The organism is Caulobacter sp. GSs2 (genome assembly GCF_058680895.1).
Window position 1 is genome coordinate 1,978,440 of the sequence record NZ_CM178725.1, and the last position, 26,090, is coordinate 2,004,529.

Genomic DNA, 26,090 nt, shown 5'->3' on the forward strand with positions numbered 1-26,090 from the left:
TGCTGTGCGGCATAGCCATATCCGCCGCTGCGCATGGGTAAAACTCGCAAAAATCAAATCACGAGCAAATCACGTTAACCGCTCATTAACCCCAAAATGGTCGCAAAAACAGCTTGTTGGAATCCGAACCAGGAACGGTTCGGGAACAAATCGTAGCTCTAGCAAATCGCGAGCAAATCTTAGGCCCAAGTCGGCACGTATCCCGATTTCGGAGCGTACGGATCCGCTAGACGTATTTGCTGGGCGTCCGACGCCTCGCGGATTATGCGCGAGACCGCTGCAGCATTTGTACTCCCCAAACCGAAGCGATCACGAAGACTCGCATTGGTCATCTTCTGCCCGGCCAACCAGCGCAGGGCTGCATGCTGAGCACAGGCTCTGATACGCTCTGCAGGCGTCATGGATGCAAAACTACGAGGGCCGTAGAGGACCACGCGGACGCTATCACCATCCACGCGGAAATCTGGCGGAGGGAGCTGAAATAGCTCCACGGACTTAAGAGCCTTGTCGACACCGCTGCCTTGCTCCTCGCAGATTCCCATGCGCCGCATCAAGGCGGCGAGGCTTTCGTTTCGCGACCGTGGCGGTAGGTCAACAAACCTAGCTGGCTCCACCAGCGGCTTGCCTGGGTTTGTGATCTCAACCCGATCGGCGAAGAGTTCGATCATGGGGCCGGCGCCTGTTACGGTCAGGTCTTGGTGGATCAGAGCGTTGGCGACCAATTCTCGGATAGCGATGGCCGGATACAGAGAGCGCTCCTGGCGCAGCGCTTTCCCGATCTCTTCGTTACGCGGCAACAAGCCATCGATGTGATCAATGACTGCAGTGAAGCCCGCCGCATAGCCACGGGTCTCCTCATACCGCCTCAGCGTCTCGGTTCTATCGTTCCCAACGTACTGGATCACCCTAACCGCCTTACGATCCAGGCCTTTGAAAAGGGACAGTCGCTTGGCGAAGAGGATCGCGCCAAGGTTGGTGATGTCCCATCGCTACGCTGTCTCGCGCCGGATCAACCGATCAGCTTCCAGACGCTCGAAAATGCCCGCGCGGTTGTCGGGGAGCCGCTGCCGTGAAAGGTCGAAGTAAGAGGCGTAGTCGAGGTTCGTGAGAACATCGTCGCTGGCCATGAAAGCCAGCGCGACGCCCTGCTCCCAAGCGAACGGTCTCAGCTTGGCCCAAAGCGCGGCTTCGACTTCCTTGTAATCGAGCAGCTTTGGCGTAGCGCTACCAAGGCGGATATAGGCAACACGATCGAAAGCGATAGGGCTGCTGGTGGCCGCCGGGATTTCAAGGACAATCAGCCGCCCATCCGGATGCAACAGTTCCTGAAACTGAAGGTTGGGGCAGGGATCGAGTTTCTGGGCCAGCCACATCTGGAGACCTTGGTTTCCCACAGTCTCAACGTCGGGCTTGAAATCAGTGCCTACGACTCCCCGACCCTGGTCTTCAATGCCCCAGATCATGTAAGCGGTTTCCCGATCCGCGAGGCGGGCGCCATTGGCGAGACCGGAAACCGTAAGCGCGATTCGCTCTGGGTTTGTGTTGTTGGCCTTGAACTCAAACCAGTTCGCTTCAGCCTTATGGCGTCGAAGATCTTCAACGATGGCGAAAAGACGGGCGGGGTTCAATCTGGACCTCTAGCTGGCACGGGGAGATATGGGCTCCAAAGCCCGCCGGATTTAAGATACAGACCTACGACATAGGAGGCTCTACTCGTCAAAGCCACTCACAACGATAACGACGCCTAGTGTAGCGCAACCGCTGTCAGCTACATCTGCTGGATAAGAGGCGCGCCAAGCGGTGGTGCCCCTGGCCCCGCGCATGAAGAGCGGAATGAGAGAGCCGCCCAGCCCTCAGAAATCCACCGCCACGCCCTTGCGCTCCCAGTCGCCGAAGCGCGTCGGCTCGGGGCCGTCGCGGCCGCCCTGCTCGTCGGCCAGGACCACCGCTTGCGCGGCGGCGCGGCGGGCGGCGGCTTCTTCGAGGGCGCGTAAGGCGGCGGGGGTGAGTTCCTTGTCGGGCGCGGCCCCCAGGGCCTCTGGAAGCGGGGTGTTTTCGATCTCGGACATGGCGGTTTCATAGCATGAAGCCTGCGCCAAATCATCCAAGGCCCTTGCGCTCCGCCGCGCCACAAGGCACGGCGGGTCGGTGAACCAAGAACTCAATGACGGCCTCCCCGCCCGGGAAGCCGCGCTTACCCTCATCGACGCAGCCCTGTCGCGTCGCGGCGGCCTCGACGAAGCCGCATCCGCCCACGGTTTCCGCTTCCTGGAGCCGCGTGAGCGCGCCTTCGCCCGCGCCCTGGCCATGGCCGCCCTGCGCCGCCTTGGGCCCATCGACCGCGCCCTGTCGGCCAAGCTGCAGAAAGAGCCGCCGCCGCGCGTGCGCAATCTGCTGCGCCTGGGCGTGGTCCAGGCCTTCTATCTGGAGGTGCCGGCCTTCGCCGCCGTCGCCACCAGTGTTGAAATGGCCGGAATCAACAAGACCAGCCGGCCGTTCAAGGGCCTGGTCAACGCCGTGCTGCGCGGCCTGCTGCGCGATGGTCCGCCGTCCGATGATCCCGAACATCTGGCGCCGCCTTGGCTGATCTCGCGCTGGACCAGCGCCTGGGGTCCCGAGACCGCGCGTCTGGTCGCATCGGAAATCGCCAACGAGCCGGCCACCGACCTGTCGCTGAAGGACCCCGCCCTGGCCGAGTCGTGGGCTGAACGCCTCGAGGGCGAGGTGCTGCCCGGCGGAACCTTGCGCCTGGCGCGAAAGGGCGATGTCGCCGCCTGGCCGGGCTTCGAGGAAGGCGGCTGGTGGGTGCAGGACGCCGCCGCCGCCATCCCCGCCCGCCTTTTGAACATCAAGACCGGCGAGACCGCTGTCGACCTGTGCGCCGCGCCCGGCGGCAAAAGCCTGCAGCTGGCCGCCGCCGGCGCGATCGTCACCGCCGTCGACCGTTCAGCCGCCCGGCTGGAACGCCTGACCGACAATTTCCGGCGCATGGCCCTGACCGCCGAGGTCGTGGTCGCCGACGCCGGGGCGTGGGATGATCTGCGCACCTTCGACGCCGTGCTGCTGGACGCCCCCTGCTCTGCCACCGGCACCTTCCGCCGCCATCCCGACGTGCTGTGGGCCGCCCGTCCCGGCGACGTGGCCAGCCTGGCCGGGGTCCAGGCCCGCCTGCTCGACGCCGCCGCCGACAAGACCAAGCCCGGCGGTCGCCTGGTCTATTGCGTCTGCTCGCTGGAACCCGAGGAGGGCGAGGCCCAGGTCGAGGCCTTCCTCGCTCGTCGGCCCGACATGCGCCTGGACCCCATCGCTTCGGGCGAAGCCGGCGCGCCGACCGCCAGCCTGACCGCGCGGGGCACGCTGCGCCTGTTGCCGCATCAGCTGGACGGCGGCCAGGACGGCTTTTTCGCGGCGCGATTCGTCAGGCAGAGCTAAGAGCGCAAGCGCGACAACGCGCTTGCTTGTCCCACGCCGCGACCCCGGTTAAGCCAAGGACATGACCGCCGCACCGCTCATCGCCCCGTCCATCCTCGCCTCCGATTTCGCCAAGCTGGGCGCGGAGGTCGCCGCCATCGAGGCGGCCGGCGCCGACTGGGTGCATGTCGACGTGATGGACGGCCATTTCGTGCCCAACATCACCCTGGGCCCCGACATCGTCAAAGCGATCCGGCCGCACGCCAGCATCCCGTTCGACGTCCACCTGATGATCAGCCCGGCCGATGCGTATCTGGAGGCGTTCCGCGCCGCCGGGGCGGATATCATCAGCATCCACCCCGAAGCCGGGCCGCACCTGCACCGGTCGCTGAAACGCATCCGCGAACTGGGGGCCAAGGCCGGGGTGGTGTTCAACCCCTCCACCTCGATCGACCATGTCGAGTGGATCCTGGAAGACGTCGACCTCTTGCTGGTCATGTCGGTCAATCCGGGCTTTGGCGGCCAGAGCTTCATTCCCGGCCAGCTGCGCAAGGTCGAAGCCCTGCGCCGAATGGTCGACAAGGCCGGCCTCGACATCATCATCGAGGTCGACGGGGGCGTCACCCCGGCCACCGCCCCGCAGTGTGTCGCCGCCGGCGCCACGGCCCTGGTGGCCGGCTCGGCGGTGTTCAAGGGCGGTCCCGGCGCCTATGCCGACAATATCCGCGCGCTGAAAGGCGGCTGATCGCCCTGATGGTGGCCGAACGCTTCGCTCGCGGCTTAGCCAGACTCCCGGCGCTTCCGCGCGGCGGTGTGCTGACGCGAGCGATCGGCGCCAATATCAAGAGCCATGTCGAGCGCGAGTGGTTCGGCTCGCCGCCGCACCGGCTGCTGATCTCCCTGCCCAGGCCGCGCGGCCTGGCGGCCCATCCCCACGATCCCCGCACGGTCGATCCCGAACATGGCCGCAAGATCCTGGCCGGGGTCATGACCCTGTCGGGCGGAGCCCTGCGGCTGGGCGAGGTGGGCGATCCCTTCGACACCCCCAGCCCGACGCGCCGCTTCGCCTTGGCCCTGCACCGGTTCGACTGGCTGCCCGACCTGATCAGCGCGGGCGGGGCGCGCCGCGCCCTGGGCCTGCTGGATGACTGGCGCCGCGTGTTTGGGCGCTGGAACGCCTTTTCCTGGAGCGGCGAGTGCCTGGAGCGGCGGGTGTTCCACCTGGCCTGCGCCGCCCGCGCCATGGCCGCCGAAGGCTCCGACGCCGAGATCGCCGACCTGTCAATGGACCTGGCCCGCCAGGCCCGGCAGCTGTTCAAGGCCTCCGACGCTCCCGAGCGGACGCTGGAGCGGGCCGTGACCGCCACGATCGCCGGCTGCGTACTGTCCGACAAGCCCGGCGACCGCCTGATCGACCAGGGCCTGAAGATCATCGCCCACGAGATCGACCGCATCGTTCTGGGCGACGGCGGCCACGCAAGCCGCTCGCCCGAGGCGGGGCTGGAACTGCTGTTCGACCTGCTGACCCTGGACGACGCCCTGGGCCAGCGCGGGCGCCCCTCGCCCGAAGCGGTCACGCGCGCCATCGATCGCCTGGCCTCGGCGGCGCGGTTCTTCACCCTGGCCGACGGCCAGCTGGCGGCCTTCCACGGCGGCGAGGCCGTGGCCGGCGCCCGCATCGCCGCCGCCCTGGCCCATGACGACGCCGGCCCGCGCCCACCGCACTCGGCCGTCCACAGCGGCTATGAGCGCATGCAGGGCGCCAGCATCCAGGTGATGGCCGACGCCGGGATCCCGGCCATCGGACCCTTGAGCCGCGCCGCCTGCGCCCAGCCCGCCGCCGTCGAGATCGTCTGCGGCAAGGACCGGCTGATCACCTCGTGCGGCTGGAGCCCCGAAGCCGGCGGCGCCCACGCCTTTCGCCTGTCCGACGCCGCCTCGACCCTGTCGGTGGGTGACGGCTCGGCCGGCCGGCCGCTGTCGGGCTTCCGCGCCCACGCCCTGGGCCCGTGGCTGGTCGACGGCGCCACGACCGTCGAGGTCAAGCGCCACGACGCCGACAACGGCGTCTGGCTGGATATCCAGCATGACGGCTGGAGGCGCCTTGGCCTGTCGCACGCCCGCCGCCTGTTCCTGGATATCGCCGCCGACGAACTGCGCGGCGAGGACAGCCTGATCCCCCTCGTTCCCGGCGACGCCCTGGGCCCGCGCCGCTACCTGCCCTTCGCCGCCCGCTTCCACCTGCACCCCGACGCCCGCGCCTCGATCGCCCGCGACGGCAAGAGCGTGCTGATTCGCGGCCCATCCAATGTCGGCTGGTGGCTGAGGAACGACGCGGTCGACGTGGAGATCGCCGCCTCGGCCCACTTCGACCACGGCCAGGCGCGCAAGGCCGGCCAGATCGTGCTCAAGAGCCAGGTGCGGCCGGAAGTCGGAGCGAAGATCCGCTGGAAGCTGACCCGGGCCGAGGGCTAGCCCCCTCGCCACACGGGACAAATTGCCGCAGCAACGGGGTTAGCGAACGGCGTTCAGCCGCTCTAAACCCTTGGCGCTCAACGTAAACATCGTGCGCGCAATGTGAGGCTTCATGATCGCCGGTAACCTGGACCAGACCTCCACCGTGGAGGCCAGCTTGCAGGCCGCGCTCGATGTCATGCCGGAAGGCTTCGTGGTCTTCGACGCCGAAGACCGCTGCGTGTTTTGGAACGCGCGCTATGCCCGCCTCTGGGCCCGCTGGGGCGTCACCCTGACGGCGGGGGCGCGCTTCGAGGACCTGCTGCGCGCGGGCCTGGCCGCCGGTCGCTACCCCGAAGCGGCAGCCGACAGCGAGGCCTGGCTGGCCCAACAGCTTGAGCGCCGCAAACTGGATCACGCAGACAATATCCTCGAAGAGTCCGGCGAGCATCTGCGGTTCGAAAACCGGCGCACGCCCGCCGGCGGTCTGGCCACCACCTGCATCAACATCACCGACCTGCGCCAGCGGGAGGCCGAGGCACTGGCCGCCCAGGGCTTCCTCGACACCGTGATCGAGAACACGCCCGCCATGCTGTTCGTCAAGGACGGGGAAACGGGCCAGTTCCTGCTGGCCAACCGGGCCGCCGAACAGCAGCTTGGCGTGCCGCGCGCCGAACTTCTGGGCAAGAGCGACCAGGACTTCTTCCCCAAGGAACAGGCCGACTATTTCGCCGCCATCGACCGGCAGGTCATCGCGAGCGGCAAGCTGGTCACCATCGACGAAGAGCCGCTCGACACGCCGCACAATGGCCGCCGCTGGCTGCAGACCCGCAAGATCGCCATTCCAGGGGCGGATGGCCGCCACCACCTGCTGGTGATCTGCGAGGACATCACCGAACGCAAGGCCGGCGCTGCGGCCCTGGCCGAGGCGCTGCAGAAGGCCGAGGCCGGCAGCATCGCCAAGAGCGAGTTCCTGGCCAATATGAGCCACGAGATCCGCACGCCCCTGAACGGCGTGGTCGGCATGGCCGAGGTGCTCAGCCGCACCGCCCTGGACGAGGCCCAGCGCGGGATGATGGAGGTCATCCTCAACTCCGGGCGCACGCTGAACATCCTGCTCAGCGATATACTGGACCTGTCAAAGATCGAGGCGGGGGGCCTTGAGCTCTCGGAGGAACCGCTGAACCTGCGCGAGGCGATCACCGCTGCGGTCGCCGTGTTCAGGGCCGTGGCCGAGGACAAGGGCCTGGACTTCCAGCTGACCTTCGCCGACGGTTTCCGCGATCACGTCGTGGGCGACGCCCTGCGGGTTCGCCAGGTGATCGCCAACCTGACCAGCAACGCCGTCAAGTTCACCAGCGCTGGCGCGGTGAAGGTCCTGGCGCACACCCAGGTTCGGGCCGGGGGGCAGATCGACCTGACGGTCTGCGTCGAGGACACCGGCGAGGGCTTCGACGCCGCGACCGGCGACCGCCTGTTCGAGCGCTTCCAGCAGGCTGACGGCTCGGTGACCCGCAAGGTCGGTGGCACGGGGCTGGGCCTGCCGATCGCCCGGCGCCTGGCGCGGCTGATGGGCGGCGACATCGCCTGCGCCGCCCAGCCCGGCATCGGCGCCAGCTTCACCTTCCAGGCCGTGGTCTCGGCAGGTCATGCCAAAGACATCTCGCCCATGGCGGCCGCCTCGACCGAATGGACGCAGGACCGCCGCCTGCGGGTTCTGCTGGCCGAGGACCACCCCACCAGCCAGAAGGTGATCGTCATGATGCTGGCCGACGCGGCCGACGTCACGGTCGCCGCCGATGGCCGGGCCGCCATCGAGGCCTTCGATCGCGAGGCCTATGACGTGGTGCTGATGGACACCCAGATGCCGGTTCTGGACGGCCTGGCCGCCATCACCCAGATCCGCGCCAGGGAACGCGCGCGCAACGTCAAACGCACGCCGATCATCTCCCTGACCGCCAACGCCATGCCGCATCAGGTCAAGGCCTGCCTGGACGCCGGCGCCGATCTGCATCTGGCCAAGCCAATCAGCATCCAGGGCCTGTTCACCGGCCTCGCCACCGCCATGGAGACGGCCTCCTAGATCGCGGCGTGGCGGGTCAGGCAAAACAACGCCTCGACCGCCGGATCCACCGCCCACCCTCTGCACCCGTCGCAGGGCAAGAGCGCCGCAGGCGCGGAGCGGCCAGTGGCCCGGCCGGACTCCAGCTGCTAAGGCAAAATCCATGCTGACCGATCCGTTCTTTTACGCCGTCGCCATCCCGGCCGTGATCCTGCTGGGCCTGGCCAAGGGCGGGTTTGCGGGGATCGGGGTGGTGGCAACGCCACTGCTGGCCCTGGCCATCTCTCCGGTGCTGGCCGCGGCCATCCTGCTGCCGATCCTGATCGTGCAGGACGTCGTCAGCGTCTGGGCGTTCCGCAAGACCTGGGACAGCGGCCTGCTGAAGCTGATGCTGCCGGCCGCCGCTGTCGGCATCTTTCTGGGCTGGGCGCTGGCGGCCTTCGTCTCGCCGGCGGCGGTCGAGCTGGCGGTGGGGCTGATCTCGATCGTCTTCGCCCTGCAGCGCCTGTGGGCCGAGCGGGCGGTCAAGGTCGCCGCGCAGGTGGCCGCCACAGCGGGCCGGCCGTGGCTGGGGGCCCTGTGCGGCCTGACGGCGGGCTTCACCAGCCAGATCGCCCATGCCGGCGGGCCGCCGTTCCAGATCTATGTTCTGCCGCGCCGCCTGCCGCGCGACGACTTCATCGGCACCAGCGCCATCTTCTTCGCCGTGGTCAACTGGATGAAGGTTCCGGCCTATATCGCCCTGGGCCAGCTCACGCCCAAGGTGCTGGCCACCGCCGGCGTGCTGCTGCCGCTGGCCATCGCCTCGACCTGGGCCGGGGTGTGGCTGGTGCGGCGGGTGCCCGCAGAGGGTTTCTATCGCGTGATCTATGTCCTTTTGGTCGCGGTCGGCGGAAAGCTGGTCTTCGATGGAGCCAGCGCTCTGCTTTCCTGACGACCGCCCGCCCTATCGGCGCCATGATGATCGTCGTTCATACGTCACTCGCTGCGGTTAGACTGGGACCATGACCGACATCACCACCCACTATCCGACCGCCGGCGCCAAATGTGCGGACCTGATTGTCCATCTGGCCGGCCTGGCCTGCGCCCTGTTGGGCGGCGGCATCCTGCTGGGCCTGGCCTTCGGCATAGGCGACCTGAAACAGGTGGCGGCGGTGTCGATCTATACGGTCGGCCTGATCCTGATGCTGTCGCTGTCGACGGCCTACAACTTCGCCAAGGCCCGCTGGCGGCCCTTGCTGCGGCGTTTCGACCATGCCGGCATCTTCGTGATGATCGCCGCCTCCTACACCCCCTTCACCACCCAGAACCTGACCGGCTGGTGGGCGATCGGCATGACCACGGCGGTATGGACCGTCGCCACGGTCGGCGTGCTGGCAAAGCTGCTGCTGCCGGGCCTGGACAAGCGCTTCTGGGTCGGCCTGTACCTGGCCCTGGGCTGGCTGGTGCTGGTGGCCATCAAGCCGATGATCGACGGCCTGTCCTGGCCGGCCCTGCTGCTGCTGGCCATCGGCGGCATCGTCTATTCGACCGGCACGATCTTCTATCTGATGCGCCGTCTGAAGTTCCGCCGCGCCATCTGGCATGGCCATGTCGTCGGCGGGGCCGGACTGCACTATGCCGCCGTGCTAGTCGGCGTGGTTCTGACCGGCTCGCACGCGTGAGGCCGGCTTGAGTCGGAAGTCGGAGGCCAAGACCACCGTACAGAGCCTGTTTGCCGACTGGTGGACGGGCGACCCCCTGCGGGGCAAGCGCCTGGCGACCCCGCCGGCCGACCAACTGGCCGAGATCGTCGATTTTCCCGGCGTGCGTCTGACAGCCGATCAGGCCGACCAGGCCCTGAACGCCGTCGCCGACCGCCTGACCCCGACCCGCTCACTGCTGGGGCGCGCCGACTTCAACATCCTGGCCCTGTCGGGCGGCGCCTCCGGCGGCGCCTATGGGGCGGGCGTGCTGACAGGCCTGTCCAAGGCCGGCGCGCGACCCGAATTCGCCATTGTCACCGGGGTCAGCACCGGAGCCCTGATCGCGCCCCTGGCCTTTCTGGGCTCGGCCTGGGACGAGCGCCTGACCGACTCCTATGTCGGCGGGTACGCGGCCGATCTGCTCAGCATCAAAGGCTTCGCCGGCGGCCTGGGAGCTGGCCTGTTCAAGGGCGAGGGCCTGGAGGCGCTGGTCTGGCCGTTCATCGACGAGGTGGTGGTCGAGGCCGTGGCCCGCGAGCACGCCCGGGGCCGTCGCCTGCTGATCGCCACCACCAATCTCGACAACCAGAAGGCCGTCATCTGGGACATGGGCGCGATCGCCAGCCGCGGCGGCGAGGCCGCCCTGCAGCTGTTTCGCGACGTCATGCTGGCCTCGGCCTCGGTGCCGGGCCTGTTCCCAGCCAAGCTGTTCACGGTCGAGGCGGGTGGCGAGCGCTATCAGGAAATGCATGTCGATGGCGGTGTCGCCGCGCCGCTGTTCCTGATGCCCGACGCCCTGCTCCATTGGCGCAGCCTGGGCCAGCGCCTGAGGCGCGGCAGGGTCTATGTGATCGTCAACACGGTGCTGGACCCATCGCCGCGCTCGACCCCGGCCGGGGTGGCTTCGATCATGGTGCGCGGCTTCGAGACCATGCTGCGGTTTTCCTACCGGCAGGCGCTCAGCCTGGCCGCCGGTTTCTGCGCGCGCCACAATCTGCCGCTCAGCGTCGCCTCGATCCCGTCGAGCTTCGACAATCTGAACATGCTGAAATTCGACACCGCGACCATGCGCGCCATCTTCGATGAGGCCGAGCGCCTGGCCATGGCCGGCAGCGTCTGGGCCAGCCCCTCACCCGAGCCCACCGGCTGGCGGGGCCTGTTCCGGCGTCAGCCCGCCCGGGCCGACATCGACCCCGGTCCGACCGACGTTCTGGAATAACCGACCCGGCGGCTCAGGCCTTTTTCAGATGGCGGGCGCGCAGCTTGTCCACATTGGGCGGATCGCTGCGGAAGTCGGACACCAGGCCCAGGCGGGCATTGCACGACGGGCAGCGGACGGAGTCTTCGTCGGCGAGGTCGGGCGAGGGATCAAAACGGGCGCCGCACGGCTTGCATTTCCAGTCGCCCACGGCCGGAGGCGGCGGAGGCGGGGGTTCGGGCATGACCGGGCGCGCCGGGCGGACGATGCGCTCCAGCGGTTTTGGGCCTCCGGGCGCGGCGACGCCGCTCTTGAGGCTCAGGATCTTGCGGCGCGGGGGCTCGCTGTCGGTCATGTCGTCAGACGGTTCGTGGACGGGATCGGCGCTAGCTGCATGATCGCGGCCCGAAACTCAAGCGCAGAGGCCCTACCAGTGCGGTTTCAGGCTGAAAGACAGGGCCACCATCGAGTCCTTCTGGGTCGCCATGCCCATGATGACGTCCTTGGCCTTCATCTCGCGACGAATATAGCCGACCGACGCCTGCATCGGGCCCTTGCGCCAAGCCACACCGGCCTGGGCGTCGCCGATCAGCTTGCTGTTGACGTCCGAGCTCATGCCGGCCCGGCTCCAGTCGCCGTTCTGGCCGCGCAGCATGTTCAGGCCCACGGCCCGGCCGCTGGCGGCGGCGAACACATACCAGCGCCCGCGTGGGCCAAAGGCCTCGTTACCGTCGCGCAGACCCAGGGAGTCGCTGACCCGGTCCTCGACATTCTTGCCCAGGCGCACCGTGGCGCCGGCCTCGGCCGAACCGCCCGCGTCGCCAAAGCCGAAGCCGGCATGGGGCGAGAAATCCAGGGCGTACTTGCCGGCCGCCAGCTTGACGGCCGAGGGCCAGCCGCGCGTCAGGGTCACGTCGATGTTTTCAGCGTCGAAGGCCTGGGCGTCGGGGCGGACCAGGCTCAGGGGCGCGATAGCGGCGTTGCGGGCCACAGCGGCGACCGAGACGCGCACCGAGTCCACTGCGCCGCCGTCCGTCTGGCCGACCACAAAAGCGTTCGAGCGCCAGCTCACCGGCCCTCGGCCGTCATAATAGCGGTCGGCGTCCAGCAGGCGCACATCCCCGAAGGTCGCGGCGGGCGAGAGCGCGAACTGCCCCTCGACGCGGGCCTGGTGCGACTCGACCTCGCGCGGCGCGAAGCCAACGGCGGCCGTGTCGGTCGGCTGGACATCCTTGAGGCTCAGCTTCAGGGGCTCGGCCGTCGGCGCGTTCAGCTGGAAACCGAGGGCGGCCCTGTCGGACGCCAAGACCGTCTTTGAGGGCTTGGATGGAGGGGCCTTGGAGGCCTTCGGCGCGGCGAGGGCGACGGATAAGGGCGACCCCGTCATGACCAGGGTCATGACCGTCAGGCAGAGCGCGGAACGTCCCGTTTCCCTGATCCGCACGGCGGATTCCCCAATCCCAATTGACGTGAGCCTATCCCGTAATTCGCGACTGTCCAGCGTGACGAAAGCCCGCAGGGTTAACAGCGTGACCCCCAAAGGGTTCCCAAAACGCAAACGGCGGCGAGGGTTTTGCCCTCGCCGCCGCTTAACCATCTTGCAGATTTATCCCGCCTATTGGCAGGCGAGGCATTCCTCGTAGTCCGTCTTCTCGGCGATATCGAAACCGCCGGTCGGCTCGACCGCGAATTCGGAACCGGCATAGGAGGCGCGCTGCACCGACTTGGAGCGCAGATAATACAGCGACTTCACGCCGCGCTCCCAAGCCTGCCAGTGCAGCATGTGCAGGTCCCACTTGTCGACATCGCCCGGCAGGAAGATGTTGACCGACTGGCTCTGGCAGATTTCCGGCGTGCGATCGGCGGCCAATTCGACCACCCAGCGCTGATCCAGTTCAAAGGCGGTCTTGTAGACGTCCTTGTCGTCCTGGCTCAGGAAGTCCAGGTGCTGGACCGAGCCCTCGTTCTCCAGGATCGTGCCCCACACCGCGTCGGTGTTGTGGCCCTTCTCGTCGAGCAGCTTTTCCAGATAGGGGTTCTTGACCGCGAACGACCCCGACAGGGTCTTGTGCGTATAGATATTGGCCGGGATCGGCTCGATGCCCGCCGAGGTGCCGCCGCAGATGATCGAGATCGAGGCGGTCGGGGCGATGGCCAGCTTGTGCGAGAAACGCTCCATCGAGCCACGATCGGCGGCGTCGGGGCACGGGCCCTTCTCCTGGCCGATGGTGATCGAGGCCTTGTCGGCCTCGCGGCGCAGGTGCTTGAACATCCGCATGTTCCAGCTCTTGGCCAGGGCGCTTTCGAACGGCACGTTCTGGCTCTGCAGGAAGCTGTGGAAGCCCATCAGGCCCAGGCCCACCGAACGCTCGCGCATGGCGGCGTAGGCGGCGGTGGCGGCGGCGTCCGGCGCGCGGTCGATGAAGTCCTGCAGGACGTTGTCGAGGAAGCGCATGATGTCCTCGATGAACATCGGCTGGTCGCGCCACTCCATGAAGGTCTCGGCATTGACCGACGACAGGCAGCAGACGGCCGTGCGGTCATTGCCCAGGTGGTCGACGCCGGTGTGCAGCATGATCTCGCTGCACAGGTTGGACTGGCGCACGCTCAGGCCCAGCTCGCGCTGGTGCTGGGGCATGGCCCGGTTCACGGTGTCGGAGAAGATCAGGTAGGGCTCGCCGGTCTGCAGGCGCAGCTCCAGCACTTTCTGCCACAGAGAGCGGGCGTCGACCTCGCGCAGCACTTCATTGGTCTTGGGCGAGCGCAGGCCAAACTTCAGGCCATCGCGGACCGCGTGCATGAACTCGTCGCTGATCGAGATGCCGTGGTGCAGGTTCAGGGACTTGCGGTTGAAGTCGCCCGACGCCTTGCGGATTTCCAGGAACTCTTCGATTTCCGGGTGGTGGATGTCCAGATAGACGGCCGCCGAACCGCGGCGCAGCGAGCCCTGGCTGATCGCCAGGGTCAGGCTGTCCATCACGCGGATGAAGGGGATGATGCCGCTGGTCTGGCCCTGGCCCTTGACCTTCTCGCCGATCGACCGGACGCCGCCCCAATAGGTGCCGATGCCGCCGCCATTGGCCGCCAGCCAGACGTTCTCGTTCCAGACGCTGAGGATACCGTCCAGGCTGTCGGAGACCGAGTTCAGGAAGCAGCTGATCGGCAGGCCGCGCTCGGCGCCGCCATTGCTGAGCACCGGGGTCGAGGGCATGAACCACAGCTGGCTCATATAGTCATAGACGCGTTGTGCGTGGTCGGCGTCGTCAGCGAAAGCCGTCGACACCCGCGCGAACATGTCCTGATAGGATTCGCCCGGCAGCAGATAGCGATCTTCCAGGGTGGTCTTGCCGAAATCGGTCAGCAGGGCGTCGCGCGAGCGATCGACCTGAACCTTGCGCACCAGCGCCAATTTCGGACGCTCGGAAGCCCGCATGCCCTCGGTGCGACCCTGGGGGACCGCAGTCATCTTCGCCGCTTCACTGCCGTTCATGACCAAAATCCATAATCAATCAGCGTGTTCCGGAGAAGGAAACGCCCCGCCCAGCCGCTACATCTTGTGGCCGAGGAGCCCCCTCAGCCCACATATGGGGCCACAGTGGCTAATGACTCGTCAACGCCCCGGCGGCGAGTTTTTCGTTAACAAGCTGTGAACGGCTCCAACTTAGCGGGCAGGATCAAGGGGTTGCCAGCGCCAACTTTTTTCAGCTGCGACAGACGGTCACAAGTCGGGTCAAGCGATCCGCCCCCGGACTTCGACATCCGCCCACAGCTTGGCCCATAGGCGCCTTCAGGTGATCACGCGCGCGGCCCTGAGGGCGGTCGGCGGGGTCTGGCCCGCCCGCACCCGCCGCAGCCCAGATGGAGGGCGTACAGCGCAAAAGAAAAGGGCCCGGCGTCGCCGCCAGGCCCTTCCCAGATCAAGTTGATCTAGATCTTAGAAGTTGATCGAGATCGTGGAACGGCGGTTCAGCGGTTCCTTCACACCATCGCCGGTGGCGACGGCGGGGGCGCTTTCGCCCTTCCAGTCGACGGCCAGGGTGTCCTGGACGACGCCCAGACCAACCAGAGCGTCAGCAACGGCCTTTGCACGACGCTCCGACAGGCGGGCGTTGTACTTCGGCGAACCCGAGGTGTCGGTGTGACCGACGACCACCAGCTTCGTCGCCTTGCCGGCGTTGGCGTAGTTCGCAGCTTCCGAAACCACCGACTGGGCTTCCGGCGTCAGCACGTACTGATCGAACGGGAAGTAGACGATGAACTCGCGAGCCTCATACGCCGGCGGAGGCGGCGGGGGAGGCGGCGGGGGCGGAGGCGGGGGCGGCGGGGGGGGAGGCGGCGGCGGGGGCGGCGGGGGCGGCGGGGCCGGCGGGGCGGCGAAGGAGTAGCGGAGACCGACGGTCACCGATTGGTCCTTGTACTGGCCACCGAAAGTGCCCGGCTGCAGAGCGCCTGCGGAACCCGTCGACAGCCACTCAGTGTCGTAGCCGGCGAGATAACGATAGGTGACGTCGATCTTCAGCTTGTCGGTTGCCTTGATCGAGGCGCCGGCCAGAGCTTGCCAGGCGATCGACGTGTCGTCGTCGTCAACGCTGAGGTTCTGGATGGCCGGGTTGCTGGCCGAGATCGGGGCCTGAACGCCGCTGAACTGGCCCAGGGCCTTCACGTCAACGCGATTGAGGCCGAGGCCAGCGCCGACGAAGGGGTTGATCCAGGCGTCCGGGGCGAAGTCGTACAGGACGTTCGCCATCAGGGTCCAGGAGTCGATCGAGCCGTCCGGCGAGCCGCACGTCGGAGCGGCCGCAGTGCGGATCACGCCGGGGGTGCAGAGGCCACGGGGCTGCTGGCGAACGGCGTTGCCGCGAACCGAGGTCAGATCGCCGGGGCGATAGCCGCCTTCGAGTTCAGCGCGCCAGTTCGGGGTGAACTGGTAGCCGAGACGAACGAAGCCGGTCCAATCCTTATCGGCGGCCCACTGCCAGTGATAGTTGGCGTTGTCCGGAGCCCGCAGGCTGGACTCGGTGCCGATGGCGGTCGGGAAGTGGTAGCCCAGGTCGACCGCGCCGTACCAGCCGGTCTCTTGAGCGGAGACGCTCGACGCGGCGCAAACCGCAGCCAGAGCGACTCCCGCCAGGAGTTTGAATTTCATATCAAGAGCCCTCTATTGCCCTGCTCCGGCCGAAAACGACCGAGCATCGTTATACCAAGGCGAACGTCCCGGGAAAGTGTCAGCAAAGCCACACTCGTCAGGTTTCGCTGACCTGGATATGCGCTCCAGGAAGCCAAACAAGACCGCCCCACAAAATCAACTTCCGAGCGTATAGGCCGAAATCTTCCGCTGGGAGCGCCAGTCTGTTGGTTCGCACGTGAAACCGGGTCGCGCAAGGGCTTGGTGCATGAAAAGGTGGCGCTTTGTCGCAGTACGGCCACACCTATGCTGTTGTTCGCGCGCCACGGGAAGATTCGGCCAGGCGCGACCCGCGGCGCCCACCGGGGCCAGGCGCCGCTATCGCAGCGACGCGTCCCTCAGCCGCCGGCGACGACCGCCCAGGGCGTCGGGACGGTTCAGCGCCTTGCGATATTCGTCGCGGCGCTCGTGGATCGAGGCGATGACCAGGCCCATCGGCACGCCGATATCGACCAGCACCGCCTCGGACAGCTGCAGGCTGGCCTCGATGGTCTCGGGCACGGCGTCGGTGGCGCCCAGCTCATAGAGGCGCGCGGCATGGCGCGCGTCGCGGGCGCGGGCGACGATGGTCAGGTCAGGCCGCGCGCCGCGGGCGGCGGCGACCACCGCCTCTGCGGCTTCCGGCGCGTCCATGGTCACGACCACCGCGCGGGCGGTGGCCAGCCCGCAACGCTCAAGGAGCTCCAGTCGAGCGGCGTCGCCATAATAGACGCGGCTGCCATTGCGCCGCCCCTGCTCCACCAGCCGGGCGTCGCGCTCGACGGCGATCCAGGGCAGGTCGTGGCGGCCCAGCATCTCGCCGACCAGCTTGCCGACCCGGCCATAGCCGATCACCAGCACCTGGCCGGACGGCTCGGGACCGACCCGATCGGGCTCATCGGCCTGGCCCTGGCCAAGGGGCGCTTCGGACGTCCTGGCGACGGCGGCCTTGCGACCCAGGTGCGCGCCCAGGGCGGCCAGGGCCGGGATCAGGAACATGGTCAGGGTGGCCGAAACCAGCACCGCCTGGCCCACCGCGCGCGGCACGACCTGCGCGCCCATGGCGTTGTCGAGAATGACGAAGGCGAACTCGCCGCCCGCCGCCAGGATCAGGGCCGCCTCGGCCGAGGCCTTGGTCCCCAGCTTCATGGCCAGGCCCAGGCCGAACACCATGGCCGCCTTGACCACCAGAAGGCCGATGGCGACGCCCAGGATCAGCGCGGGCTTGGCGACCAGCAGCGACAGGTCCAGGCGAATGCCCAGCGACACGAAGAACAGACTCAGCAGCAGGCCCTTGAACGGCTCGATCTTGACCTCGACCTCGTGGCGATACTCGGTCTCGGCCAGCAGCACCCCGGCCACGAAGGCGCCCAGGGCCATCGACAGGCCCGACAGGGCGCTGACCATGCCGGCGCCGATGATCACCAGCAGGCAGGCGGCCATGAACATCTCTTCGCTCTTGGCCTTGGCGACGGACTTGAGCATCGGCCGCAGGAACAGGCGCCCCGCCAGGACGATGGCCGCCAGGCCCGCAGCGGCCGGGGCCAAGGCCAGCAGGTCCTTGAGCGCAAAGGCGCCGTCGCCGCGTCCCAGAATGGTCAGGGTGATCAGGATCGGGGCGACGGCCAGATCCTGGAACAGCAGCACCGAGAAGGTCGCCCGTCCGCCGTCGGAATGCAGCCTTCGCCGCTCGGCCAGCACCGGCACGGCGATGGCGGTGGACGACAGGGTCAGGGCGGCCCCGATCACCAGGGCCGCGACAGGCGGCTGGCCCAGGGCCATGGCCGCCAGGCCAAGGGCGACCGAGCAGCCGATCATCTGGGCCGCGCCCAGGCCAAACACCAGCTTGCGCATCAGGCGCAGCCGCTCCCACGACAGCTCCAACCCGATCATGAACAGCAGGAAGACGACACCGAACTCGGCCAGCTGGGCGATTTCGTCGGGATTGTCGACGGTGACGTAGTCGAGCCACGGGGCGACATGGATGAAGCGTCCAAGCCCGTAGGGCCCCAGGATCACGCCCGCCAGCAGGAAGCCTAGGATCGGATTGATCTTCAGCCGCTTGAAGATCGGCGCGACGACGCCTGCGGTGGCCAGGAACAGGACCAGGTCCTTGTAGTCCGCTGGTGAAACCTCGTGCTGCACGCGCGCTCCTCTTTCTCCGCCTAGCTTGCCAGTTTCAGCCTGACGCCCGCCCCGGCGTCTCCCGGTGCGCTGCCCGGCGCGATCAGCATGACCCCACCCGCCTCGAAAGCCACGATCAGAAGGCGTTCGGTGCTATGGTGCAACGCATGACGCTCGGTTTCGAAGTCCTTGACCGTGCTGCGCGACACCCCCGCCCGATCGGCGAGCTCGCCTTGCGACCAGCTGAGCAGGCCGCGGGCGCCCCGACACTGGGCCGGCAGGAGAATTTTTGCGTGTGGCATCTGGCAGATCCGGGGCTCGTCACCCATATTGGTTGAATACGACCGAAAATGTTGACCGTCAAGGAGAGCCTTTGCACCATACCTCGCTGATCGTCACCATCGTCGCGGGTCTGGGGCTGGCCTTCGTATTCGGCGCCCTCGCCAATCGGCTGAAGCTGCCGGTGCTCGTCGGCTATCTGGTGGCCGGCGTGATGGTCGGGCCGTTCACGCCCGGCTATGTCGCCGATCAGGAGCTGGCGCCGCAGCTGGCCGAGATCGGCGTGATCCTGCTGATGTTCGGCGTGGGGCTGCACTTTTCGCTCAAAGACCTGATGGCGGTGCGCAAGATCGCCATACCCGGGGCCGTGGTGCAGATCGTCGCCGCCACGGTGATGGGCCTGGGCCTGGCGCTCGCCCTGGGCTGGACCGTCGGAGGGGGGATCGTCTTTGGCCTGGCCCTGTCGGTCGCCTCGACCGTGGTGCTGCTGCGCGCCCTGCAGGAGCGGCGGCTGGTCGAGACCGGGCGTGGCAAGATCGCCGTCGGCTGGCTGATCGTCGAGGACCTGGCCATGGTGCTGGCCCTGGTGCTGCTGCCCGCCCTCTCCGGAATGCTGGGCGGTGAGGCCGCCGCCCCCGGTCCCGGCGGCGTGGCCGGCGCCTTCGCCATCACCATCGGCAAGGTGGCAGCCTTCGTCGCCTTCATGCTGATCGTCGGCCGCCGCGTGATCCCGTGGATCCTGCACCGCGTCGCCCATACCGGCTCGCGCGAGCTATTCCGTCTGGGCGTGCTGGCCATGGCGCTGGGCGTCGCCTTCGGCTCGGCGGCGCTGTTTGGCGTGTCGTTCGCCCTGGGGGCCTTCTTCGCCGGCATGATCATGGCCGAGAGCGAACTGTCCCAGCAGGCCGCCAACGAGACCCTGCCCCTGCGCGACGCCTTTGCGGTGCTGTTCTTCGTCTCGATCGGCATGCTGTTCGACCCGATGGTGCTGATCCGCGAACCGCTGGCCGTGCTGGCCACCTTGGCGATCATCGTGGTGGGCAAGTCGATCGCCGCCCTGATCATCGTGCTGGCCTTCCGCCGACCGATGAGCACGGCCCTGACGATCTCGGTCAGCCTGGCCCAGATCGGCGAGTTCTCGTTCATCCTGGCGGGGCTGGGCGTGTCGCTGAAGCTGCTGCCGGAAGCGGGCCGCGACCTGATCCTGGCCGGCGCCATCCTGTCGATCCTGCTCAATCCGTTGCTGTTCGTGATCCTCGACCGCTTCCTGCCCCGGATGCTCGCCCGCGAGCGCGAGGCGGCCGGCGAGCCGCCGCAGGTCGCCGCAGCCCGGCCTCACGCCCTGCTGGTCGGCTATGGCCGGGTCGGCAAGCGGGTGGCCGTGGGCCTGAAGGGCCGCACGCCGCTGGTGGTCATCGAAGCCGACCCCGAGCGCGCCGCCGAACTGCGCGCCGCCGGCTTCGAGGTGGTCAACGGCAATGCGGTGCTGCCCGAGGTGCTGCTGAAGGCCGGCCTGGCCAGGGCCACCCACCTGTTCGTCGCCGTGCCCAGCCCGTTCGAGGCCGCCCGGATTATCGAACAGGCCCGCGCCGCCAACCCCAAGGCCGAGATCATTACCCGGGCCTATACCGACGCCGACGTCGAGCTGCTGAAAAGCATGGGCGCCAACCACGCCCTGGTGGGCGAGGACGAGATCGCCAAGGGCATGCTGGCCCGCGCGCCGAAGAAGAAGCCGGTCGCGGCGGCGGGTGGGCATTAGGAGAGCTGGATTTGGCTCTTAGGCAACCTTGGGAAGGTCCGCTTGGGGCCAGTGAACATCACGTTCGCAATGATGGGGTCAGGTATTCGAGTCCCCTAAGCACCACCCATCCCGAGTAGCGCCAGATAGGGAGCTGATCCTGCTTGGCCGCTGCCGCACACAAACCTGACAGCCCCGTCCGCCCTGAGGCAACAGTTCGCCGGGCTGCATCGCCGTTCACCGATCAAGCCATGCCATTGACCGAGCCTGGGTTGACGGGCGTGCAGCGAACGGGTCAACCGACGCCACGACCAGCCCATCCCTCAGCCAACGTGCCGTTCCGCCTGATCCGCGATTGCGGCCGGTCCCCCCGAGCTCTGGATAGCCAAAAGAATGCTGAAGACTATTTCCGCCGCAATCGGCCTGATTGCGATCATGGGCGGCCTTGCCAATAGCGCAAACGCCCAGACGACGCAGATCTCAGACGCGGACAGCAAGACCGCCGCGATTGAACGCCTGGTTCAAAGCGAGATGGCGTCCCGCCGTATTCCGGGGCTCCAGCTGGCGATCGTGAAAAACGGCAAAATCATCTTCAAGGGCGCTTACGGCCAGTCCGACCTCGAGACCGCCAAGCCTGTCACGGACCGCACGGTTTTCGGTATCAATTCGATCAGCAAGGCCTTCACCGGCGTCGCGGCGATGCAGCTTGTCGAGGCCGGCAAGCTCGATCTCGATGCCTCGGTGACGCAATATCTCGAAGAGCTGCCGCCCTCGTGGAAACCGATCACGGTCCGCCAGATCCTGACGCACACATCAGGCCTGCCCGAGATCATCGACGACAACACGCGGCTGATCGACGGCGCCGAGCCCGACGCCGCCTGGGCCAAGGTCCAGACCCTTCCCCTGCGATATGCGCCCGGCACGCAGTATGCCTACAATCAGACCGGCTATGCCCTGATGGGCAAGATCATCGAGAAGCTCTCGGGCAAGCGCTTCGTTGATGTCGTGCGCGAGGGGCAGTTCAACGCGGCGGGCATGGCGCACGCCCGCTTTGGAAACACGGCCGACACCGTGCCCGAGCTGGCCCGGCTCTACACCTATCTGACGCTGCAGATCACGGACATGAGGACCGTCGGCGTCGAGCGCAGCGAGACCCCGCTTGCGCGCCAGGAGGTGTGGCCGGCCTATATGCATCCCACCGCAGGCGTTCAGGCCACGGCCACAGATCTGGCCGCATGGGTTATCGCGCTGCAGAAGCGGCAATTGGTCAGCGAAAAGGGCCTCGAGCAGCTCTGGACACCGCAGCAACTGCCCGACGGAAGCTATCGCGGCTTCAACAAGACCATCAATGGCTATGGACTAGGCTGGCCGGTCATTCGCCGCGCGGAACACCCCGCGATCACGCCCACGGGCGGCAATCGCGCGGCCATCTTCATCTACCCCAAGGATGACCTTACGGTGATCGTTCTGACGAACCTGCTGGGCGCTTCGCCCCACAGTTTTGTCGACAGGATTGCGTCGCAATACATCCCCGCTCTCGCTGTCGACAACTGACGATAGCGTCTCGTCGCGAGCGCGGCCGGATGGGCGGTTGGCACAAGCCGATCGGTTCAAGGCAGGGCGCCGTCACTCTGACGCCCGGTGGCGGGACCCTTCAGGTTTGGGCCCCGAGAACGCCTATGCACTCGCGGCGAAATTGTTGGAGGAACGTGGTGCGCGTGGCGTAGTCAGGAACGCTGATGGCGCCCTGCCCGCGCGACCGTGGCCCGTTGTCACAGCCCCGGCGGCGGCTCGGCTGTGTCATGGCGCAATTGTAGGCCCAACGCCCAACGGTTCTGAAAGCCCGGCCAGTAGCCGGCGCTCGCCGGATCCGACGGGGAGGCATAGAGGCCCTCTGTGGGCGCGCCTTGGCCGACGCGCCAGACGCCGTCCGCCGCCTTGGGCGTCGGCGCGGTCAGATAGCTTCCGTGGGCTTTGTCGCCTTTCAGATGCGCGTCGAGGAAGGCGGTGATGAAGTGACGGTTGATCGCCAGGATTCGATCGCGACGCCAGACCGGCTCTTCGAAGCGCACGACCGATTGATAGTCGCTGATTAGGCTGGGCGGCGTGCCGTCGCGAGCGATATTGTGCCGCGCGTTCTCGTAGACGAGGAGAGTGCGGTCGGCGCCCCGCATTGCGCCGTACAGCCAGGCGACGCCATCGGCGTAACCACTGACGTCGTCACGATCACCAACGATCAGCAGGCTTGGGACCGTGATCCTGGCCAGGCTGTCGGCCGTCCAGGCGCGCAGCGGCGGCGCACCGCCCCAGGGCGCGAAAGCCACCATCGCCTTGACGCCCTTGGGCGTGTTCGCGGTGAAGTCCCGATTGTCGGTGGTGAAGGGTTGGAGCAGGCCCCCAGGCGCGACCTTGGCGAGCGGGCCGTTCGGATCCAGCCCCGCGCCCATGGTCGCCAGCGCTCCGAAGCCGCCCATAGAGTAGCCGATCAAGGCGATGTTGCCCGGATCATAGACGTTTCGCAGGGCCCCTTCTCCGGCGGTCTTGGTAAGGGCTTCGATGACGAACCTTTGTTCGGCGACGCGCGTGATCACCGTCGTGGCGAACGACAGCTGCGGCGCGGCCAGGGTGACCGGCTCAAGATCGTGATGGTCGATCGAAGCCACGACATAGCCCTTGGAGGCAAGGTTCTCGGCCAGGTCGCTGAAGCTGGTCGCCCAGTTGCGATAGCCGTGCGAGATCACCACCAACGGAAAGGCCTGGCCGCGCACCGGCTTGGCGTCGGGATAGGCCCCGCCGACCTTGTAGGGGACCTGGGCGGCGACTTCGCCCGCCGCGGGCTTGTCTGGCATGGTGTAGCGCACGGTGGCGGCGCCGGCCGTCGGGCGGGTAGCGGGGTACCAGATGGTCAGCGGCAGGACGCGATCACCGCGCACCAGCTTACCGGCGGCCAGATCGCTGGCCACAAGGTCCGGCTGGTCCTTTTCCGTCAGGGTCTGGGTGATCACGCCGACTGGGTAGGCGCCGGCCGCCGCCAAGGCGGGACCATCGGAGACAATCTCCCGCGCCAGGGCCGCGCTGGGCGCGGAGAACAGGAGGAAAAGCAGCAGGCCCGTCGGGAACTTCATAATGGCGCCTCTCGTACGCTTACTGGCGGCGCGATTCGCCGGCTCGGTTCGCGAAGCGGCATAGCCGAAGGCCAAGACAGGTTTGTCACGGTCACCCGGCGATCGATTGACGCGCCTTGGCCCGTCAGCAGTCACTAGAAGCAAAGCTTTCAAGCGACTCTCACGGACGCATCGCGAATTCGCAGCCTACCGGCTCTGAACGTCCGAAGTTTGTAAAGGCGCCAAGGTCTGCATGTGGCGCATACCACCAGCCGGCAAAAACCAAACACACCCCAATTGACCCCGCACACGCCAGCGCCTAGTCACCCCAGACCATGACCGCCCGTCGCGCCAGATCCGGCCCTACCCTGCTCGTCGCCCTGCTGGCGGCGCTCGCGGTGCTGGCCCAGACCCTGGTTCCGGCCGTCGCCATGGCCCGCTCGACCAGCGCGGGCGAGGCGATCATCATCTGTACCGCCGAGGGCGCCAAGCTGGTCAAGGTGGGCGGCGAAGAGCCGGCTCCCAGCAAGATCTTCGGCGGCTTCAAGTGCGGCCAGTGCGTGGCCGCCAGCCTGGCCGCCATCACCCCCGACCCCGCCGCCACCATCGCGCCCGTGCGCTATGCCGTCCGCCTGGAAGTCGCCGTCGTGCGCACCCTGGGCGTTCGCGGCCATGCCCGCGCGCCGCCCCGTCCGCCCGGACAGGGGCCACCCGCCAACCTGAACGCCTGACCCAAAGCCTGCGCTGCGGCTGACGCCGCCCGCGCGTCTCGTCACGTTTTCAGGACTGCAATTCTCATGACCGTCACTTTTCGCCGCGCCCTCCTGCTGGGCGCCGCCGCCCTTTGCCTGTCGCCTGCTGCTCACGCCGCCGACGCCAACCAGACCCAGATCGACTCGGTGCTGGTCACCGCCCGGCCCGATCCCGAAGACCCGCCCGCCGTGGCCCAGGCCCGCAAGCGCCTGTCGGAAACCCCCGGCGCAGTGGCCGTGATCTCGTCGGAAGCCTATGCAAACCGCTTCGCCCTGGGCCTCAACGACACCGTCCGCGACGTGCCCGGCGTGTTCGCCCAGAAGAAGTTCGGCGAAGACACCCGCCTGTCGATCCGGGGCTCGGGCATCGGCAACGCCAACCACAATCGCGGCACCCTGCTGGCCCAGGACGGCGTGCCCCTGAACGAAGCCGACGGCTATGGCGACTATCAGCTGATCGACCCGCTGCTGGCCCGCTACACCGAGGTCTACAAGGGCGGCAACGCCCTGCGCTTTGGCGGGGCCCTGCTGGGCGGGGCGATCAATTTCGTGACGCCGACGGGCAAGACGGCCGGGGCCGACAACCTGGTGCGGGTCGAGGGCGGCTCCTTCGGCACGGCCCGCCTGCATGGCGAGGTGGCGCGGCAGTTCGGCGACAACGACGTCTTCGTCGGCGCCACCCTGATGAACGCCGACGGCTGGCGCCAGCAGAGCAACAGCTCGGCCGCCCGCCTGTCGGCCAATATCGGCCACAGCTTCGGCGAGGACCGCGAGGTTCGCCTGTATGTCAGCGGCGCGGACCTGCGCCAGCAGATCGCCGGCTCCCTGCCCCTGGCCCAGGCCCTGAACAGCCCTGAAAAGGCCGCCGCCGGCAATCTGGCCAACAATTACGGGCGCAACATGCGCAACGCCCGGGCCAGCGTGCAGACCACCTGGCGGCTGTCCGACACCACCGTGTTCGAAGGCGGCGTCCATGCCGCCTGGCGCGACCTGGACCATCCGATCTTCCAGGTCATCGACCAGGAAAGCCGCAACTTCGGGGCCTTTGGACGGCTGGACTGGACCGGCGAGTTGGGCGGCCACGCCGCCGACCTGTTCGCGGGCGCCGCCTACAGGATCGGCGATCTGGACGCCCGCCAGTGGCTGAACCTGCGCGGCTCCAAGGGCGCGGCCCAGGCCTTTTCGCGGCAGAATGCGGAAGCCCTGGACGTTTTCGCCGAGGGTCGCTTCTTCGTCACCCCGCGCGTCGCCGTGGTGGCCGGCGCGACTTACGGAACCGCCAAGCGCGACTATCGCGCCTACAAGCTGGCCGGCGTGGCCTCGACCTTCGACCTGACCGGCAGCCGCGACTATGACTGGCTGGCCCCGCGCGTCGGCCTGCTGTTCCAGATCGACCAGGACAGCCAGGTGTTCGCCAATCTAACGAAGTCGGTCGAGCCGCCCAATTTCGGAGCCTATTCGCCGTCCGCCGCCGCCGGCTTCGCGCCCGTGGTTCCGCAAAAGGCCTGGACCGGCGAAATCGGCGCCCGCGGCCGCAAGGGCGCGTTTGCCTGGGATCTGGCCCTCTATCGCGCCGAGCTGAAGAACGAGCTGCTGAGCTTCGTGGTCGATCCCGCCCACCCGGCCGCCACCTTCAACGCCGACGAGACGGTGCATCAGGGCCTGGAAGCCGGCCTCGACTGGCGGTTCAACAAGCGCATCCGCCTGCGCCAGACCTGGGCCTGGTCGGACTTCCACTTCGAGGGCGACGCCCAGTATGGCGACAACACCCTGCCGATCGTGCCTGAGCACCTCTACCGCGCCGAGCTGAAATACGAGCACCCGGCCGGCTGGTTCGTGGCCCCGGCGGTCGAGTGGTCGCCGCGCGGCCCGTTCGTCGATTTCCGCAACAAGGTCCGCGCGCCCGACTACGCTATCGCCTCGCTGGGGGCCGGCTATAGCCGCGACGGGGTGACGGTGTTCGTCGATGCGCGCAATCTGTTCGACAAGCGCTATGTCGCCACCGTCAATCCGCTGGCCAATCCGGCCTCGGTCACGGCGGCGACGATCGAAAACACGGCCGCCTTCTGGCCGGGTGAGGGGCGCGGCGTCTTTGTCGGCGTCTCGGGCAAGTTCTAGG

21 protein-coding genes are annotated in these 26,090 nt (G+C 67.6%); 11 read left to right on the plus strand and 10 right to left on the minus strand.

What is annotated here, in order from left to right; genetic code table 11:
* Positions 1–179: 179 nt before the first annotated feature.
* The 3 genes from ACW17Z_RS09685 to ACW17Z_RS09695 form a co-directional block, all read right to left on the minus strand.
* Positions 180–905, minus strand: coding sequence for an ATP-binding protein (locus ACW17Z_RS09685; protein WP_492055834.1), 726 nt, complete (start codon positions 903–905; stop codon positions 180–182).
* Positions 906–989: 84 nt separating this feature from the next.
* On the minus strand, positions 990–1,628 hold the full coding sequence (locus tag ACW17Z_RS09690) for an AlbA family DNA-binding domain-containing protein (RefSeq protein ID WP_492055835.1): 639 nt from the start codon (positions 1,626–1,628) through the stop codon (positions 990–992).
* A gap of 225 nt (positions 1,629–1,853) precedes the next feature.
* Entirely contained in the window at positions 1,854–2,069 is a 216-nt protein-coding gene (locus tag ACW17Z_RS09695; RefSeq protein WP_492055836.1) for a DUF1674 domain-containing protein, read from the minus strand.
* A 79-nt stretch (positions 2,070–2,148) separates the two neighbouring features.
* Here ACW17Z_RS09695 and ACW17Z_RS09700 point away from each other — a divergent pair, with 79 nt between their 5' ends.
* From ACW17Z_RS09700 to ACW17Z_RS09730, 7 genes are all read left to right on the plus strand, one after another.
* Entirely contained in the window at positions 2,149–3,432 is a 1,284-nt protein-coding gene (locus ACW17Z_RS09700) for an RsmB/NOP family class I SAM-dependent RNA methyltransferase (RefSeq protein ID WP_492055837.1), read from the plus strand.
* Between the two features lie 61 nt (positions 3,433–3,493).
* The gene (gene rpe / locus ACW17Z_RS09705; RefSeq protein WP_492055838.1) at positions 3,494–4,156 is read left to right on the plus strand and encodes a ribulose-phosphate 3-epimerase; all 663 of its coding nucleotides are present in this window, start codon (positions 3,494–3,496) and stop codon (positions 4,154–4,156) included.
* Between the two features lie 8 nt (positions 4,157–4,164).
* The gene (locus ACW17Z_RS09710; RefSeq protein WP_492055839.1) at positions 4,165–5,886 is read left to right on the plus strand and encodes a heparinase II/III family protein; all 1,722 of its coding nucleotides are present in this window, start codon (positions 4,165–4,167) and stop codon (positions 5,884–5,886) included.
* 112 nt (positions 5,887–5,998) lie between these two features.
* Complete coding sequence (locus tag ACW17Z_RS09715; RefSeq protein ID WP_492055840.1) at positions 5,999–7,948, plus strand: PAS domain-containing protein; 1,950 nt, start codon at positions 5,999–6,001, stop codon at positions 7,946–7,948.
* A 142-nt stretch (positions 7,949–8,090) separates the two neighbouring features.
* Positions 8,091–8,861, plus strand: coding sequence for a sulfite exporter TauE/SafE family protein (locus tag ACW17Z_RS09720; RefSeq protein ID WP_492055841.1), 771 nt, complete (start codon positions 8,091–8,093; stop codon positions 8,859–8,861).
* A gap of 70 nt (positions 8,862–8,931) precedes the next feature.
* Positions 8,932–9,591 carry a PAQR family membrane homeostasis protein TrhA gene (gene trhA / locus ACW17Z_RS09725; RefSeq protein ID WP_419319591.1) on the plus strand — a complete coding sequence of 220 codons (660 nt, stop codon included), beginning with the start codon at positions 8,932–8,934 and terminating at the stop codon, positions 9,589–9,591.
* A gap of 7 nt (positions 9,592–9,598) precedes the next feature.
* A complete protein-coding gene (locus tag ACW17Z_RS09730; protein ID WP_492055842.1) occupies positions 9,599–10,831 on the plus strand; it encodes a patatin-like phospholipase family protein in 1,233 nt (410 codons plus the stop codon).
* Positions 10,832–10,844: 13 nt separating this feature from the next.
* Here ACW17Z_RS09730 and ACW17Z_RS09735 read toward each other — a convergent pair whose 3' ends face one another.
* The 6 genes from ACW17Z_RS09735 to ACW17Z_RS09760 all read right to left on the minus strand — a co-directional run bounded on the left by ACW17Z_RS09735 (position 10,845) and on the right by ACW17Z_RS09760 (position 18,400).
* Positions 10,845–11,165, minus strand: coding sequence for a hypothetical protein (locus ACW17Z_RS09735; RefSeq protein ID WP_492055843.1), 321 nt, complete (start codon positions 11,163–11,165; stop codon positions 10,845–10,847).
* A gap of 72 nt (positions 11,166–11,237) precedes the next feature.
* Positions 11,238–12,116, minus strand: a complete 879-nt coding sequence (locus ACW17Z_RS09740; RefSeq protein ID WP_419319587.1) for a lipid A-modifier LpxR family protein — start codon at positions 12,114–12,116, stop codon at positions 11,238–11,240.
* 309 nt (positions 12,117–12,425) lie between these two features.
* The gene (locus ACW17Z_RS09745) at positions 12,426–14,306 is read right to left on the minus strand and encodes a ribonucleoside-diphosphate reductase subunit alpha (RefSeq protein WP_492055844.1); all 1,881 of its coding nucleotides are present in this window, start codon (positions 14,304–14,306) and stop codon (positions 12,426–12,428) included.
* A gap of 438 nt (positions 14,307–14,744) precedes the next feature.
* A complete protein-coding gene (locus tag ACW17Z_RS09750) occupies positions 14,745–15,956 on the minus strand; it encodes an OmpA family protein (protein WP_419319585.1) in 1,212 nt (403 codons plus the stop codon).
* Between the two features lie 357 nt (positions 15,957–16,313).
* Positions 16,314–18,119 carry a cation:proton antiporter domain-containing protein gene (locus ACW17Z_RS09755; RefSeq protein WP_492055845.1) on the minus strand — a complete coding sequence of 602 codons (1,806 nt, stop codon included), beginning with the start codon at positions 18,117–18,119 and terminating at the stop codon, positions 16,314–16,316.
* Positions 18,120–18,139: 20 nt separating this feature from the next.
* Positions 18,140–18,400, minus strand: coding sequence for a helix-turn-helix transcriptional regulator (locus ACW17Z_RS09760; RefSeq protein WP_419319583.1), 261 nt, complete (start codon positions 18,398–18,400; stop codon positions 18,140–18,142).
* A 71-nt stretch (positions 18,401–18,471) separates the two neighbouring features.
* Between ACW17Z_RS09760 and ybaL the strand changes: the two genes are divergently transcribed.
* Together ybaL and ACW17Z_RS09770 are read left to right on the plus strand one after the other, a co-directional pair.
* The gene (gene ybaL, locus ACW17Z_RS09765; RefSeq protein WP_492055846.1) at positions 18,472–20,136 is read left to right on the plus strand and encodes a YbaL family putative K(+) efflux transporter; all 1,665 of its coding nucleotides are present in this window, start codon (positions 18,472–18,474) and stop codon (positions 20,134–20,136) included.
* A gap of 372 nt (positions 20,137–20,508) precedes the next feature.
* Positions 20,509–21,669, plus strand: a complete 1,161-nt coding sequence (locus ACW17Z_RS09770) for a serine hydrolase domain-containing protein (protein WP_492055847.1) — start codon at positions 20,509–20,511, stop codon at positions 21,667–21,669.
* Positions 21,670–21,887: 218 nt separating this feature from the next.
* On the opposite strand, the gene ACW17Z_RS09775 is transcribed toward ACW17Z_RS09770, so the two are convergent.
* Positions 21,888–23,240, minus strand: a complete 1,353-nt coding sequence (locus ACW17Z_RS09775) for an alpha/beta hydrolase family protein (protein WP_492055848.1) — start codon at positions 23,238–23,240, stop codon at positions 21,888–21,890.
* A 314-nt stretch (positions 23,241–23,554) separates the two neighbouring features.
* On the opposite strand from ACW17Z_RS09775, the gene ACW17Z_RS09780 reads away from it, so the two are divergent.
* Complete coding sequence (locus ACW17Z_RS09780; protein ID WP_492055849.1) at positions 23,555–23,950, plus strand: DUF2946 family protein; 396 nt, start codon at positions 23,555–23,557, stop codon at positions 23,948–23,950.
* Positions 23,951–24,016: 66 nt separating this feature from the next.
* Complete coding sequence (locus ACW17Z_RS09785) at positions 24,017–26,089, plus strand: TonB-dependent receptor family protein (RefSeq protein ID WP_492055850.1); 2,073 nt, start codon at positions 24,017–24,019, stop codon at positions 26,087–26,089.
* The last annotated feature ends 1 nt before the right edge of the window (position 26,090 follow it).